Source organism: Paenibacillus riograndensis SBR5 (assembly GCF_000981585.1).
In the GTDB taxonomy this organism is placed as follows: domain Bacteria; phylum Bacillota; class Bacilli; order Paenibacillales; family Paenibacillaceae; genus Paenibacillus_AQ; species Paenibacillus_AQ riograndensis.
In genome coordinates this window covers 2,840,431-2,856,107 of sequence record NZ_LN831776.1, presented here as the reverse complement: position 1 = coordinate 2,856,107, position 15,677 = coordinate 2,840,431, and the positions used below count along the sequence as shown (strand labels likewise).

Below are 15,677 nucleotides of genomic sequence, written 5' to 3'. Positions count from 1 at the left end.
CTCACTTTTTCCAACTACAAAATCTACTATAAGGCATGCAATTTGCATAGGAACTTTGTCACATGTACCTTTTACTGCACCCTAATGAATATTACTGCAACTTGGACACAAAATCAATGTTGCGGCGGCTTTTTACAGTAAATTTACTTTATGTTTTCAAAAAAAGCCGGCAAAACAAAAACAGCCCTGCAGCTATCACAGGGTTGTTGGATTGGTAATAAAAGTATACTGAAGCCTGTCCGGATTGAGGTCTGCCAAAAATATACTTATGTCTGAAAGTGCAAATGGAAGCCTGTCTTTAGTCGACGCTGTGCACTTCAGCCTCAGCGCTGACCAGTTCAGCCTCAGCTTCGGCAAATACGCCAATTTTGCGGAATTTACGATAGCGGTCCTCTTTGAGCTCGGCAGAGTCCAGCCCCGACAACTCCTGCAAATGGCGCCACACGGCATCCTTAATCGCCGCTGCGGTCTCTTCGTAGTCACGGTGAGCGCCGCCCCGGGGCTCCGGAACGATCTCTTCAATGACCTCCATCTCCAGCAGATCGGCGGCTGTAATCTTCATTGCTTCTGCTGCCTGCTCCGCCTTGGAGGCATCCTTCCACAAAATGGACGCTGCACCGTTCGGGGAGATGGCCGAATAAATGGCATGCTCCAGCATCAGGACGCGGTTGCCCACAGCCATAGCCAAAGCACCGCCGCTGCCGCCTTCGCCTATGATCACACACACCACGGGTACGGCCAGCTGCGACATTTCATACAAATTTCTGGCAATAGCTTCCGATTGGCCTCTTTCTTCTGCCGTATTGCCGGGGTAGGCCCCCTTGGTATCGACAAAAGTAACGATCGGACGGCCAAATTTCTCCGCCTGCTTCATCAGACGCAGAGCCTTCCGGAATCCTTCCGGATGAGCGCTGCCGAAGAAACGGAGGATGTTTTCCTTCGTATCCTTGCCACGCTGCTGGCCAATCACTGTGACGGGCGCCCCGTTCAGCTTGGCAATTCCGCCAACCACAGCCAGATCATCACCGAAATGGCGGTCGCCATGCAGCTCGATGAAGTCGGTAAACATCAGGCTTATCAGATCGAGTGAGGTTGGACGGCCATGATGCCTGGCCAGATGCATCTTCTGGGAGGGTGATATATTCGAGTATATTTCATCTTCCATTACACGGTACCGTTCTTCAAGCCGGGCGGTTTCATCGCTGAAATCAATCCCTTTTTCTTCACCGAACTGCTTCAGCTCGGCAATTTTCTTGCGCATCTCTAACAGAGGCATTTCAAAAGGCAACTCTCCCGCCAACCTAAAATCCCCCTTTCACATCATGCAGATCCAGCAGCTTGGCAAGGGTTGCCCGCATTTCCTTGCGGTGCACCACCAAATCCAGCTGTCCATGCTGAAGGTTGAACTCAGCGGTCTGGAAATCCTCCGGAAGCTTCTGGCGGATCGTCTGCTCAATTACAATCCGTCCGGCAAAGCCAAAGACGGCTCCCGGTTCGGCGATGATGATATCACCGAGACTGGCAAAGCTCGCCGATACACCGCCCGTGGTCGGATCGGTAATGACGGAGATATACAGCCCGCCAGCCTCGCCGAATCTGGCAAGCGCGGCGCTGGTTTTGGCCATCTGCATCAGACTGAGAATACTCTCCTGCATCCGGGCCCCGCCCGAAGTCGAAAAGATCAGCAGCGGCAGTCTCTTCTCAGTGGCTTCTTCCACCGCACGCGTAATTTTCTCACCCACAACCGAGCCCATGCTGCCGGTAAAAAATTCAAAGTTCATTACCGCAACAATCACCGGATGGCCGCCAATGGTGCCCTGGCCTGTGATCACAGCTTCAACCTGCCCTGTTTTGGACTGCTGCTGTTCCAGCTTGGACGCATAGCCCGGAAACTGCAGCGGGTCCACAGAGGCCATTTCACTGTCAAATTCAATAAACCCTTCAGGGTCCAGCGTCATCGCGATCCGTTCAGAAGCGTTCAGGCGCATATGGTAGCCGCAGGAAGGGCATACCTTCAGGTTCTTCTCCAGCTCCTTGCTGTACTGGATCGTTCCGCATTTGGTGCACTTGCTCATAAGCCCTTCGGGAATCTCCCGTTTGGGCCGTTCGCCTTCAACCGGTCCGCCGGTCCGCTCCACACGTTCTGAAGGAATGGTCGCGTACTTCCGTTTTTTTTGAAATAAATCTTTGAACAAGGGTCGCACCTCTTCAGCCGTTTATTTGCGTATGCCATCTATTGTTTATCTAGGGATGCAGAATCAGATTAAGGGCTTCCTGCACTTCCTCAAGCTCACCCGAAGGAACCAGAATCTCAAACTGCTGCTTGGACATATTGACCGGACGGCATTTTATCAGAAATCCTTCTTCTGTAAGCTTGCTCTGAATCATATCCGCCACTCTGGCGGTCGGAGCTATATAGATTACCGTCCACATGCCCTGCAAAGCCTCCCTAATCTTAATTCCCAGCCGTATCCCGTATAATGGAATCATGATAACACAGTTTTCTTTTTTCCCGCAACAGGATCAGGGTGAAGGAATTCAGACCGGGGGCGCATCCTTATATTCCGGAGCAACCAATTATTCCGTTCCGGTCACATGCGGATACACCTTTGCCCCTTCATGCCGGTGGGCGATTCTGGCCGACGCCGCAGCCGCGATTCCGGCAACCAGATCGTCCAGAAACACATGAATTCTTCCTCTATCATCGTTCAATTTGCCGATAATTCCCAGCTTTATTTTATCGAGATAACCGAAGCCTGTAAGTCCGATCATCCCGTATACGCCTGTGATGCCGAGCGCCAGCGTCTCATCTGCGCCGTAGAGCGATTCATCCGCTTCGAGAACCGCCTGCAGCGGCTGGGGTAGCAGCCGCTTCTCGGCCAGCTCATCCAGCGCGACCCCGGTCATCAGCGTGTACTGGACCTCTCTTTTGCCGAGTACCGCCTTCACACTGGAGAGGCACTCTTCTTCCGTTAAATCCGCATAATAAGCCGATTGCAAAATATATACGATCTCAGCAATGGACGCCAGCGATACTCCCCTGCGCTTCAGCAGCTCTTCTGCCATTTGATAGGACATCATGGAATTCCCCTTTCCGCACGGGCCTTGCCCTGTGGTTTCCTAATGTATGCGGAAAGAGGCGGAAATGTTCTTATTTAATTCTTACGGTTCCGCTGCCCATCATGGCCTCAATGGCTGCGACCAGCTCCTCTGAGGGCTTGATCCGGTAGCCGTCGCTCAGCGCCAGCAGCTTCTGGTTCCGCTCATAGAACAGCAGCGTAGCGGCAGGTCCGGGATGGCGCTGCAGCAGCGCCTGGAGGCGCGACAGCAGCGCCGGATTCTCGGCGGACGGCGTGATCTTGATGAAGACACGCTGACCGCTGTCCGCTGCCCCGGAGTCCCGGGCAGCGGCTTCTGCGGCGGCCGGGCCGGGCTGGCCGCCGGTTCCCTGCGCCGGGCGCGGGGCGGCAGCCCCCGACGCGCCCGCCGCCGGCGAGGCGCCGCCCCCAGCAGCTCCGCCGGCGGCGCCGCTGCGGAAGGCGCCGGTGCCTCCGGCGCCGGCCCGGGCGGCGGCTGCGCTGCGGCGCTGCAGCAGGCCGCGGAGCGTGTCCGCGCCAAGCGGCGCGACCTCTTCGGCCAGCAGCTTGAAGCCCTCATCCTCCTGCTGCACCTTGGCGCGCAGGGCCAGCAGCGCACCCTTCACGATCAGGGTGCGGCTGCGTTTCCAGACCTCGGGGAAGAGTACGACCTCGCAGCGCTCAATCTGGTCTTCCCACTCCACGAAGGCCATCGCCTTGCCGGCCTTCGTGGTGATTTCCTTGACGGACACGACCATGCCCGCCGTCACGGCCTGGCTCTCATCCGCCGCTTCGCCCAGATCCATAAGCCGCTGCAGGCCCGGCTCCTCCAGCAGCGCGGCGGCATCGTCAAGCGGATGCCCGGACAGATAGAGCCCGAGCAGCTCGCGCTCCAGCTCCAGCTGCTGGGTAACTGTGAAACCCGGGATATCCGGGTAGCGGATTTCCCAGTTGGGCGTCTCAATCAAATCGTCGAAGAGCTGAATCTGCAGCTCATCGCGTTCCTTCCGCCACTTCAGCGCGGCATCCACCGTCTCGTCCAGCATGGCGAGCAGCTGCGCGCGGTGGCCCGGCAGCTGGTCGAAGGCTCCAGCCTGCAGCAGGGATTCCACCACCCGCTTGTTGCAGATACGGAGATCCACGCGGCGGCAGAAGTCGAGCAGGCTGTCGAACGGCCGTTCCTTGCGGACCTCTATTATGTTCTCTACTGCGAGAGTGCCGACATTCTTGACTGCCGCCAGCCCAAAACGGATGGCTCCCATGCCCTCCCCCGGAACGGGAGTGAACAGCACGCCGCTCTCGTTGACATCCGGCGGCAGTACGCCGATGCCGCTGCGGCGGCATTCCAGCACATATTCCGCCACCTTGCGGTGGGTGCCCATCACAGCCGTCAGCATCGCTGCCATGAACTGGACGGGATAATGGGCCTTGAGGTAGGCCGTCTGGAAAGCCAGCACGCCATAAGCCGCCGCATGGGCGCGCGGGAAGCCATAGTTGGCAAACCGCACGATCATGTCATAGACAGCATTGGCATCCGTCTCGGTGTAGCCCTGCTGGAGGCTGCCCTGCACGAAATGGCCGCGTTCCTTGTCCAGCGTCTCCCGCTTCTTCTTCGAGACGGCCCGGCGCAGCAGATCCGCTTCACCGAGCGAGAAACCGGCCATCAGCGAGGCGATCTGCATGATCTGCTCCTGATAGACAATAATGCCATAGGTATCATCCAGAATCTGCTTCAGATCGTCATGGGGATATTCCACTTCGATCTGGCCGTGTTTGCCTGCGATATATTTAGGAATAAACTCCATCGGACCGGGACGGTACAGCGCGACCACAGATATGATATCCTCGAAGCCGGAAGGCTTCATATCCTTAAGCACGCGGCGTATGCCTGCGGATTCCATCTGGAATACTCCGGTAGTTTCACCGGCGCCCAGCATTTCATAGGTAAGCGGATCATCATCCGGAATCGTGCGGAAATCAGGAGTGCTTCCGGTCATCTCCGTAATCCAGTTCATGCTGCGCTCAATAATGGAAAGCGTGCGCAGTCCGAGAAAATCCATCTTCAGCAGTCCGATGCTCTCCAGATGCTCCATCGAATATTGGGTCAGCGCCGTGCTTTCATTGCCCGCCTGCAGCGGCACAGCGTCCGTCAGGGGCCCCTTGGAGATCACGACACCTGCCGCATGGGTGGAGGCGTGGCGGGGCATGCCCTCGACCTTCATCGCCATGTCAAGCAGTCCCTTGATCTTCGGATTGCCATCGTACAGCGCCTTCAGCTCAGGAGTGCCCTCCAGCGCCCGGGTAATGCTGATGCCGAGCTGGCCAGGAATGAGCTTTGCCGCCTTATCCACCTCGTTATAAGGCAGATTCAGCACACGTCCTACGTCCCGCACCGCCGCTCTCGCCGCCATAGTTCCGAAGGTAATGATCTGTGCCACATGCTGCTTGCCGTATTTATCCACCACATACGCTATGACTTCATCGCGCCGTTCATCGCTGAAGTCGATGTCGATATCCGGCATCGTGATGCGCTCGGGATTGAGGAACCGTTCAAAGAGCAGATTATACTTCAACGGGTCTACATCGGTGATCCTCAGGCAATAAGCTGTCAAGCTGCCTGCGGAAGAGCCTCTTCCCGGACCGGTAACGATGCCCTGCCGGTGGCAGAAGGCAATGAAGTCCCAGACGATCAGAAAATAATCGCTGAACCCCATGCTCTCGATAACGCCCAGCTCATAGGCCAGCCGCTTCCCGGCGGCATCCTTCTCCTCAGGCGAAGACCAGCGGGGGGTGTCCGCATAGCGGGCTTCCAGCCCGCTCCAGCACAGCTCCCGGAGATAGGCGGCCGCATCCATTCCCTCAGGGAGCGGGGAATAGGCAGGCAGGATATGCTCGCCAAAGGTCAGCTCCAGATTGCATTTCTCTGCAATATTCAGCGTATTTGCGATCGCTTCGGGCACATGCGGGAACAATGCGGCCATTTGTTCCCCGCTTTTGAGGAACAGCTGGTCTGTGCCTATCTTCAGGCGTTCCTCGTCATCCACCGTTTTGCCGGTGCCGATGCAGATCAGCACATCCTGGACCTCGGCATCTTCCTTGGCCAGATAATGGACATCATTCGTGGCCACCAGCGGGATACCGCATTCGGCGGCCAGGGCGATGAGCTGCGGATTGACCCGCTTTTGCTCCGGCATGCCGTGATCCTGCAGCTCCAGATAGAAGTCCCCGCCAAAAATCTCCTTATACCGCAGCGCAGCCTTCCGCGCCTCTTCTTCCCGCCCGTGCAGCAGATGCTGCGGCACCTCGCCGCCGAGACAGGCGCTGAGGCAGATGACACCCTCGGCATGTGCCGCCAGCGATTCCATATCGATCCGGGGTTTGTAATGCTGGCCTTCCAGATGGCCGATGGTCACCAGGCGCATCAGGTTTCTGTATCCGGTCTCATTCTTTGCGAGCAGGATCAGATGGTAGATCGGCTGATCCTTGCGGCTGCCCCGCTCGCGGCGGGAGCCTGCAGTCAAATAGGCTTCACAGCCGATGATCGGCTTGATGCCGCTGGCCTTGCACGCTTTATAAAAGGGGATTGCCCCGTACATCACTCCATGATCCGTAAGCGCAAGCGTCGTCATGCCGTATTCGCCGGCCCGGCGCACAAGATCAGTAATGCGCGCCGCCCCGTCCAGTAAACTGTATTCGCTGTGCACATGCAAATGCACGAAAGGGCTCATATCCCCACTTCCCTTCAGGTTCCAAAATCAAAACATAAGATGAAACTATTTTATCATATTCGGGGGGGAGCCGCCCATAGAATGAAGAAAGAGCACAAGGACAGGCTGAGTCAAGAACGGCCTGGTTCGGAAAGGAGCCTTGTTATGAACGTTTTTCTGAGCAAAGCCGTCCTCGATTTCTTCATTGCCTGCGGGATTGTGCTGGGAGGCGCCATGCTGGGGGGGATCGGAGCCGTAGTTTCGCTGCAGCCGCCGACGCAGACCATGCTGGATGTGGCCGACCGGATCAAAATCTGGGCGCTTGCCGCCGCCGTCGGGGGAACCATTGACCCGATGCGGGTCATTGAGAGCAATATGCTGGGGGGGAATCTTTCCCCTGCCATCAAGCAAATCCTCTATTTAGTCTTTGCGTTTCTGGGCGCTCATATGGGCAGCGAGCTGGTCAAATGGGTGTGCGGCAAGGGGTGAGCCGGCCATGAGGGTCCCTCCTTTTCGGCAATACCGCCGGTTTTCGCAGCTTTCTGCCATATTTGTGCTGGGAATGGTAGTCGGGAGCGTCATGTACAATGCCGTTTTTCATATGGGCTATAATGTGCTCTGGGTGAACAACCAAGATCTGCGCGTCCAGATTGAGCAGTACCGCAAGGATATCCAGACGCTAAAAAAATACAACAATACCTCTACTGTGATCCGGGAAATCAAGCTGCGCACAGAAGACAGCAAAGTTAAGGAAGGCGCTGCCGCACTCGATCCCGTAACCGTGAAGGAAATCATCCGCAAAATGGGCACAGACCTGGAGCCGATGCGCGGGCGCAGCATGTTCGATATCGACACCGACGGCAAGCTGGCCCGGCTGCTGCTGGACGGCAAAATCTACATTGTGCGCGAGAAGGAATACGCTGTCCGGATCCGCACCATGCTTGTCATGGAGGGGGTGCTGCAGATTTGGGTTGAAATCAGCCCCTATAGACGCAGCTGAGGACAATCATGGTACAATAGTGGGCAAAACAGCTTTTTATAACCGGTGATAAAGGAGCTGCCTGTCCATGATTCTGTTCATCAAATATGTGCTGTTCATTCTGATGATCATCTGTTTAATTGGTGCCGCCGTCTACAGCTACACTTCCCGCAGAGCACAGGACCCGCTCGAAAAAGGAGCCAAACGCTCCATCATGAACATTCTGCTTGGCGCCATGCTGGTCTCGCTCTCCCTGATCTGCATGTTTGTGTTCCGCGGCTCCACGGTCAATGTGATGATCGAGGCGGTGTTTCTGCTGATCGGGGCGTTCAATATCTTTTCCGGGCTGCGCAGCTATGGATTTTACAGCCGGAACCGGAAAAACCGAACACCTCTTCATTAACGGCTCTAAATTGAATAGAATCAGCACCATTAGAATACACAGGAGGAAACACCGTGGAACTTAATTGGTCCCACAGCAACCTGGCAGCACTGCCGGAGCTGGATCAGCCCTTGCCCGAAGGCCGAAGATAACGCGCTGCTTCATGTGCCGGAATCATTAAGTGAGTGCACCAGACTGCGGAGGCTGCACAATCTGGAGGCCAACGGCTGTATTGTATATTTGTAACTGGACGTACCGCAAAAAGACTATCCAGGGCTTCGCGGGAGGCGTCCAGGATAGTCTTATTAGCATTTGACAGCAGCGGCGCCGTTAAGTAAATGTCCCTGTCCCCGAGGAAGCTAAACGGCACCTGCTATCTGTAACCTTCTGCCGGTACTGGTGTGCCTGCCGGGCCGGTATCCCCCGGTCAGCCGTGGTCAATCGACTGCAGCATCAGCACCGCTTTGGCGACCAGGATGTCCATGTGGCTGATTTCAATTTCCAGCTTGCAGGTCCGGCGGCTGATTTCCAGCAGCTTCGGCATCACAATAATGGAATGCTCGATCTGTACCGGACGGATGAAATAGGTGGACATATTGTCCAGCACATAATCATTTCCCGTGATATCCTTGGCCGCCTTGAAGGCGGAAAGAGTCATCAGGGTAGACAAGACACCTTCGGAAATGGTCCCCAGGTCCGTCGCCATCTGCGGGGTAATGAAGCCATGGAAAAACAATTTCCCCTCTTCGTCCCGCTCGTCGGCAAAGCCGTTCCAGATCAGATGGTCGAAGGTTTCCCCGAGCTGCGGCTGGTTGCTGACATCCCGCAGGCTCTGCAGCACCTCTCTCCGGGTCAGCGAACCGACCAGCTTCCGGTTGCGGTCAACGATGGGCAGGAAGTCAATCCCTTCCCACATCATAATCTGCGCCGCCGAAGCCAGTGAGGTCTGAAGCGCAGCAGTAACCGGGCTGCGGACCATGACCTTCTCAATGCTCTGGCCCTCGGCCAGCTCCTCTGCATCCCTGCGGCCCACGATGCCGATGACCCGGTTCCATTCATCCGTCACCGGGAAACGCTGCTCCCCGCTGTCCAGGGACAGCTGACGCAGCTCGGCAACCGTGCTCGAAATTTTGAGTGTGTTCAGGCGCGGCTTGCTGTCGACAATATCCTCAACCAGCATAATTTTCTTCTTGATCAGCCGGTCAAATATCGCCCGGTTGATCATCGAAGCCACGGTAAACGTATCATGCCTGGAGGATATCACGGGCAGATCCAGTTCATCCGCCAGCATCTTGACTTCACGGCTTGTCCCAAAACCCCCGGTCACCAGCACCCCTGCCCCCTGCTCCAGCGCAAGCGAGTGCACATCCTCGCGGTTGCCCACGATCAGCAGGCTGTCCGCATCGATATATCGGATCATGGCGTCCACCTTCATGGCCCCGATGACATATTTATGCAGATGCTTGTTCAGTCCGTTCGCACCGCCCAGCACATGCCCCTCTACGATATCCACCACATCTCCAAAGGTCAGCTGGTCGGAGATGTTGCGTGGTTTCTTTTCCACCCGGACCGTGCCGATCCGCTCCTTCGTAATGACGATGCCGAGATTCTCGGCCTCCTTCACGGCACGGTAAGCCGTGCCCTCGCTGACCCCCATTTCCCTGGCCAGTTTGCGGACGGAAATTTTGGTCCCTACCTTCAGGCTCTCGATGTGCTGCAGCAGTTGTTCATGCTTGGTAATGTTATCGCCTTGACCTTCCAACTGTTACACCCCCATGCTCCGATCTGTACTACTCTGTACCCATTATACACGGTTCGAACGCAGGAGTACAACCGTTTTGCGGGGCATTTTGATCAGGATGGACAGGGCTGCGGGCAGCCTTTTTTCGCCTAAATACGCCAAAATTTATAGGCTTCACGCTATAAATGTTCCTTCTATTTCTCGCTGAAACGGGTACCTGAAAGCGATACTCTGTATCGCTGCTTCGGAAGCATAGGCTCCTTATAAGCACGGCGTAGCCGTTTCTACTTGCATAGACTCTCAATTTTTGAGAGTGGACTTTTAAGGAAGAATTATAAAATATGAAATCGGCAGTCTTCATTGTGGATCGTAATAGCGGAGTAATAGGTGACTGTACTTTGTGCAATAGAAAGCTTATTATTCTGCGTCGAATCGCATTCTGCTGTATTTTGGAGTCAATTTCATAATTCAGTTTGCTGAATAGCAAGACTCGGCCAAAATCTAAGGTCATTTTTTAAAAAATCAGGCCACTTGCTGGGAGTTGCGTAACCGCTGGTTTAACTTGTCTAGCGCAAACTTGCTGAGATTGTAAGCTAGTGTACTGAGCTGGAAATCAACTCTTGCCCGGACGCCGCGGTGACGCGTACGTTTCATGCCAAAATACTCTTTAAGATATGCAAAAACTCGCTCCACTGCCGTACGCTTCTTGTACAGCTCTGTAAAGCTCTCGCTACCTCTTGCGGGATAGGTGTGCTTGCGTAAATCCGTTTGTATGCGGATTTTAAACACCTTTTGGCAGCCGGAACCGGAAAGTGGACAGTCTTTGCACTGGCTCGGCTGGGTATACTTCAGCGTTTCGTACTTGGCATCAAAACTGTCGTAGCGGTAGGTATGCCCCTGTGAGCATACGGGATTGTAGTCCGAGTTCATTCCCTTGGGCGGCTCTTTGTGGTGAATCATTGGAATCGTAGGATAGGCGCCTAACGAATGAATCAACTGGTAGATGGCTGCGCTGTCGTACCCTTTGTCTCCCAAGACATGCTTTACGTTTAACCTAGGAAACTTCAGGAGCAGGCCTTTGAGAAGGATAACCGCCATGCGCTGGTCATTCAAATTCGCCGAACTCCATAAGCCACTAAGAATATACTGACAGTCCGCATCGACCAGCAGATTTGCCTTGAACCCGTAATAACTGGTAAGTCTACCTTTCGCATTTTTCTTGTCACAACGCGCGGCATGCCGGGGTAATGCTGCAAGCAATTCATCGTACGTGTAGGGCAGCATCTGTTCAATGGTTTTCTCAAACGGTCCTAGGCTCTCTTCATAAGCTTCCCGTTCCTTGCGCCGACGTTCCTTTTCTTCAGCAGAAGGACGTCCAGGCGGGTAGACGGGTTTTTTGGGCCGCTCGTCCACAGGCTCGGACTCGGGCTCGGTGAGTTCTAGCTGCAGCTGCTGAGCCACCGGAGCATCACTTGGCTTTTTAGCACGGCGGGCCGCGCGGCGTTTGGATGCAGCTTCGCTAAATAGGCTATCCCAAGCCTCAACGATAGAGGAATCCAAAGCGAGATGCATACCCGTAACGAACTCTTCCTCCAGGGCGGACAGCACCAGAGTATCCTGAAGGTCCTCGAGCATGCCCGTTTGCTCAAGCACATGAATCAAACGGGAGTACGAGGCTTCGCTCGGGATGCGGTTGGAACCGGTGAACCGGCACTGCACCCGAAATTCCTCGCTGAATCGAAGTCGCCGGACCAACGCGGATACAAACTCGATGCCCTCCATTTTTGCGATGAGCAGCGAGTAGATCATCGCGGGTACGTTTAGTTCTTCCGGCCGCCCACGGTTGTTCTTTTTTCCAAGCGCGTGCAAGACCGGAGCGAGATTTAAGTGTTCAAAGATCTGACTGTATTTATCTTCCGGTCGCATCAGCAACAAATCCTCAAAGGAAAACAGCTCTTCTTGCCGAATAGAATACATGGGGATTACCTCTTTTCATTCTCGGATGTTGGTTTGGTCACCTATATCTTCGAGATTTGGGGAGGTACTCCCTTTTCTATGCTCAAAAAAACCAATCCTAGCAAGGGTTTTGAATTATGAAATTGTCTCTTTTGTGCAGCTGATTTCCGGGTTTGGAGTCAAAAACAGCTTCTCCATGGAATTCTAATGCACAGACTGCAATAGATTGGGCATTCCGGCCGATTTACAGGTTTTCTGCTGTAGAAAGTGCAATAGAATGCGGGTCTGAGCTAACTTGGGTAGAGAGCCTCTCTACTCCCTCTTCAGGAATATACTTCGCCAGCTTAAGTCTGCTAGTTCCGCTTCACTTCTGCGGCTTCCTGTGATTCTGCTCTTCCGTTTCTGATTTCGTAGTCCCTCCGGCTGAGAAAAATCAGCATCCGGCAGCTTAAAGCCACGGCCCGGCGCCTGGCAGGTTCAGCAGGTTACATGAAAAAATCCCCCGTTCCCGCTGCTTTTAGCGGTTTCAGAGGATTAAATGATATAAGACATTGGTTTTAAGATGATCTCTGTGACGCTCTGGCTGCTTCTTTATTCCACTTGCCCTGCCATTGCTCCAGCTTGTGTCTGCGGACGGCTTCCAGCTGCTTGTGCTTCTCTTCATCCACGCCGATAATGAAATGCAGATGCGCAGCAATGACCAGAAAAGCAAAAACACACCAGACCACTCCAAAGCCAAGCACCCAGCCGGGGCCGTTCTGAAAAGACAGGTGCGGCAGCGCGTAGAGCAGCATGGCCAGTGCCGCCAGCATGTAGATGACATGCTTGAATTTGTTTCTTTTTTTCATCGATAACAGCTCCTTCTTCCACAAGGTTGTTCAATTGACTCTATATCTCTACTCTATGAACAGGCTTCCTGAAATATGAGACAAGTCGGAAAAAACATGCCGGGCTGAGCTTTTACTTATAGCAAAGGAGTGCGGTCATGTGAGATGATTGAACCATTTCAGGAGGGGGATTTTCATTGAACAACGCATTTAACTATTCCGAGTACATTATCCGCAAAAAAGTATTTTCCATCATGGGAGCCAAACTGCATATCTACAACAGCTCGGAGGAGCTGGTTATGTATTCCCAAATGAAAGCCTTCAAGCTGAAAGAAGACATTGCTTTGTTCACCGATGAGGGGATGGAAACAGAACTGCTGCGCATTAAAGCACGCAATGTGATTGATTTCAGCGCCACGTATGATGTGCATGACTCACAAACCGGTGAGCATCTCGGCGCACTGCGCCGCAAAGGGCTTAAATCCATTGTGAAGGATGAATGGATTCTGCTGGACAGCCGGGATCAAGAAATCGGGCTGATCAAGGAAAACAGCACCTTTATGGCATTGCTGCGCAGGTTCATTACACTGATTCCGCAAAAATATAATATTGAGCTCAGAGACATCACCATTCCAGCCTTCCGGCAGAACTTCAATCCCTTTGTCACGAAGATTATCGCTGACTTCTCCGAGGACCGCAAAGGTTTGCTTGACCGCCGCCTTGCGCTGGCTGCCGGGATTCTGCTCTGCGCAGTGGAAGGTAAGCAGGACTAAGGCGCCTGCCTGCGCGAGCTTGACCGGGTTGCCGGGCAATCCGGCCGACGGCGATCCTACAACGGTATTTCTGCTGTTGTTTCCGGGCAACCCGGCCGCCAGCGCTCTAACAACGGTATTTCTGCCGTTGGCATATAAATGCTTATATTTTTACAAAAAAAGGGCCGTTCCTTCAGCCGTATGGCTGGTGGAGCGGCCCTTCGCTTTTTTTCGGTATATCCAGTGTGCCCGTAAAGACTCAATAACTTATTGTGCACCGCCGTACATTTGCGACAGGCTGTCAGTAATAATTTTGTTCACATCCTCAATAACCACGCTTAGACGGCGTTCTGCATCGAATAAACGGCGGATGCCCAGATTCAGGTTAAGCACCTCGAACAGCTTCTCCATCTTTTCCATTTCTTCCTGCGGAGGCATTTCCCCGTTCATCATCCGCTGCTGCAGCTCGATCTGGCTCTGCCGGAAGTTGTCCAGCATCCGTTTGCTCTCCTGATCCGCTTCAATCACCCTCATCGCGCTTGTGATATCGGCTACCTCACTGCTGTCCTTAATGGCCCGTGCCAATTCATGCGCCTTGTCGATTACGTTCATAATAGAGTTCCTCCTAAAAGTTTTGTTAGCATTTCTTCCTGCATTTACTTCGTACAAAACTCGCTCCGGCAGCTTTTGCCTGAGTTTGTTAGCCGCTCCCTGTTTTAGTGTGCTGCTGATTCTGTACCCTCTGCCGGCGGAGAATTCCGCCCAGTACGGCTTTTTAGCAAATAGGTCAATCACCAAGGGTCAGATGTCTCCATATGATGAATGATATGTAACCCTTAAGATTCAAATAGCCGGCATCATGCTGCCTACCGGAAGGAGATCCACGATGTCTAAGTTCAAGATCCCGGTCCAAACGGTCCACTCGGGCATCCTGCAGGAAAACGCCGTAATGCTTGGCGAAAAATCCATGAAGAAGCTCAAAATACCGGCGCATGGAACCATCCAGCTCACCTTCGGATCTTTCCGGCAGGAGGTTACGGTCATTCCGGTGCCCAAATCCGACATTCTCCGCGTCAGCGAAGGACTGGCGCGGCGGCTTGGGCTCCGGCAACGACTGGCGCTCAATGTTTCCTATAGCTCAGGAAGCCGCATCTTGCGCCTTGGGCCGATAATCGGAGTGCTGGTGAGCCGTGACCATCCGGATCAACCCGACAGGCTGTTCGGCCCGATCACCATGTTCTGCCGGGAGCTGACCAATGCCTGCCATGCACAAGGAGCCTATGTATATTTCTTTACCCCGGAAGCGCTCGGAACGCACAGCACTTCCATTCAGGGCTGGGTATACGACGAAGGCTGGCGTAAGCTGAGTCTGCCTATTGCCGATGTGATCAACAATCGGCTTACCACGCGAAAGATGGAGAACAAACCTAGCGTACAGCATTTTCTGGCGGATGTAAAATCCCGCTATGGGACACATTTTTTCAATGAAAAATTTCTTGACAAGACTGAGGTATTTGAAGCGCTGGCCCAGGACGCCACCCTGCAGCGGTATCTGCCGGAATCCCATGCCCTGAAGGGTTTCGCGATACTCAAAAAAATGTGCGGAACCTATAACAGTGTGTTTCTTAAGCCGGTTCGCGGCAGTCTCGGCAAAGGCATTCTGCGCATTTCCAAGGATGAGAGCGGCAGCTACCGGCTGCTGTCCACCACGCCGATGGGCACGCGCAAACAAACTTATCCCAGTCTGGCAAAGCTGTTCCAATCCGTCGCTCCCAAAATGAAAACCACCCGCTACCAGATTCAGCAGGGCCTGCCCCTGCTGGAGCTGGGCCGGCGGCCAGTCGATTTCCGGGCCCTTGTGCAAAAGAACGGCACCGGAAAATGGGGCGTTACTTCAATTGTCGCCCGGACTGCAGGCAGCAACCATTTTGTCTCGAATCTGGCCCGCGGGGGGACGCTTAGCACAGCACGTGAGGCTATAGCGAAAAGCAGCCTGCCCTCCGGAGTGAAAGAGAACACGCAGGTTCTGCTTCCGCGGGCCGCCCTGGCCATTGCCAGGGGTGTAGAAACGTATATCCCCGCACATTTCGGAGAGCTGGGTATCGATCTCGCTCTGGATCAATCGGGCAGAATCTGGCTGCTGGAGGTCAACTCCAAGCCATCCAAAAATGACAACACCCCGCTGAACGATCAAAAGATCCGGCCGTCCGTAAAACAAATGATTTTATACTGCCGTTATCTGGCCGGATTATAAGG

The 15,677-nt window shown here is 54.2% G+C and carries 14 protein-coding genes; 5 read left to right on the top strand and 9 right to left on the bottom strand.

Annotated elements, in window-relative coordinates; genetic code table 11:
- Window positions 1–298: 298 nt before the first annotated feature.
- The 5 genes from PRIO_RS11525 to PRIO_RS11505 form a co-directional block, all read right to left on the bottom strand.
- Window positions 299–1,300 (bottom strand): acetyl-CoA carboxylase carboxyltransferase subunit alpha, encoded by a 1,002-nt coding sequence (locus PRIO_RS11525; RefSeq protein WP_020428525.1) that lies wholly within the window; start codon window positions 1,298–1,300, stop codon window positions 299–301.
- 1 nt (window position 1,301) lies between these two features.
- A complete protein-coding gene (gene accD, locus PRIO_RS11520; protein WP_020428526.1) occupies window positions 1,302–2,195 on the bottom strand; it encodes an acetyl-CoA carboxylase, carboxyltransferase subunit beta in 894 nt (297 codons plus the stop codon).
- Between the two features lie 49 nt (window positions 2,196–2,244).
- Window positions 2,245–2,433, bottom strand: a complete 189-nt coding sequence (locus PRIO_RS11515; RefSeq protein ID WP_020428527.1) for a hypothetical protein — start codon at window positions 2,431–2,433, stop codon at window positions 2,245–2,247.
- 144 nt (window positions 2,434–2,577) lie between these two features.
- Window positions 2,578–3,078, bottom strand: a complete 501-nt coding sequence (locus tag PRIO_RS11510) for a phosphatidylglycerophosphatase A family protein (RefSeq protein WP_046502411.1) — start codon at window positions 3,076–3,078, stop codon at window positions 2,578–2,580.
- A 73-nt stretch (window positions 3,079–3,151) separates the two neighbouring features.
- Complete coding sequence (locus PRIO_RS11505; RefSeq protein WP_046502407.1) at window positions 3,152–6,805, bottom strand: DNA polymerase III subunit alpha; 3,654 nt, start codon at window positions 6,803–6,805, stop codon at window positions 3,152–3,154.
- Window positions 6,806–6,949: 144 nt separating this feature from the next.
- Here PRIO_RS11505 and PRIO_RS11500 point away from each other — a divergent pair, with 144 nt between their 5' ends.
- The 3 genes from PRIO_RS11500 (at window position 6,950) to PRIO_RS11490 (ending at window position 8,166) form a co-directional block, all read left to right on the top strand.
- Window positions 6,950–7,273 (top strand): YtrH family sporulation protein, encoded by a 324-nt coding sequence (locus PRIO_RS11500; RefSeq protein ID WP_020429552.1) that lies wholly within the window; start codon window positions 6,950–6,952, stop codon window positions 7,271–7,273.
- Window positions 7,274–7,280: 7 nt separating this feature from the next.
- Window positions 7,281–7,784, top strand: coding sequence for a sporulation membrane protein YtrI (locus PRIO_RS11495; protein ID WP_020429550.1), 504 nt, complete (start codon window positions 7,281–7,283; stop codon window positions 7,782–7,784).
- Window positions 7,785–7,851: 67 nt separating this feature from the next.
- Window positions 7,852–8,166, top strand: coding sequence for a YtpI family protein (locus PRIO_RS11490; RefSeq protein ID WP_020429549.1), 315 nt, complete (start codon window positions 7,852–7,854; stop codon window positions 8,164–8,166).
- 406 nt (window positions 8,167–8,572) lie between these two features.
- On the opposite strand, the gene PRIO_RS11485 is transcribed toward PRIO_RS11490, so the two are convergent.
- The 3 genes from PRIO_RS11485 to PRIO_RS11475 all read right to left on the bottom strand — a co-directional run bounded on the left by PRIO_RS11485 (window position 8,573) and on the right by PRIO_RS11475 (window position 12,690).
- Window positions 8,573–9,907, bottom strand: coding sequence for a DRTGG domain-containing protein (locus PRIO_RS11485; protein ID WP_020429548.1), 1,335 nt, complete (start codon window positions 9,905–9,907; stop codon window positions 8,573–8,575).
- A 501-nt stretch (window positions 9,908–10,408) separates the two neighbouring features.
- The gene (locus PRIO_RS11480; RefSeq protein WP_046501121.1) at window positions 10,409–11,863 is read right to left on the bottom strand and encodes a transposase; all 1,455 of its coding nucleotides are present in this window, start codon (window positions 11,861–11,863) and stop codon (window positions 10,409–10,411) included.
- A gap of 536 nt (window positions 11,864–12,399) precedes the next feature.
- On the bottom strand, window positions 12,400–12,690 hold the full coding sequence (locus tag PRIO_RS11475; protein ID WP_046502404.1) for a hypothetical protein: 291 nt from the start codon (window positions 12,688–12,690) through the stop codon (window positions 12,400–12,402).
- 176 nt (window positions 12,691–12,866) lie between these two features.
- Here PRIO_RS11475 and PRIO_RS11470 point away from each other — a divergent pair, with 176 nt between their 5' ends.
- Window positions 12,867–13,442, top strand: a complete 576-nt coding sequence (locus PRIO_RS11470) for an LURP-one-related family protein (protein ID WP_020429232.1) — start codon at window positions 12,867–12,869, stop codon at window positions 13,440–13,442.
- 246 nt (window positions 13,443–13,688) lie between these two features.
- Here the strand turns inward: PRIO_RS11470 and PRIO_RS11465 are convergent, their stop codons facing one another.
- A complete protein-coding gene (locus PRIO_RS11465) occupies window positions 13,689–14,033 on the bottom strand; it encodes a YlbF family regulator (RefSeq protein WP_020429231.1) in 345 nt (114 codons plus the stop codon).
- A gap of 274 nt (window positions 14,034–14,307) precedes the next feature.
- Here PRIO_RS11465 and PRIO_RS11460 point away from each other — a divergent pair, with 274 nt between their 5' ends.
- Window positions 14,308–15,675, top strand: coding sequence for a YheC/YheD family endospore coat-associated protein (locus tag PRIO_RS11460; RefSeq protein WP_020429230.1), 1,368 nt, complete (start codon window positions 14,308–14,310; stop codon window positions 15,673–15,675).
- The last annotated feature ends 2 nt before the right edge of the window (window positions 15,676–15,677 follow it).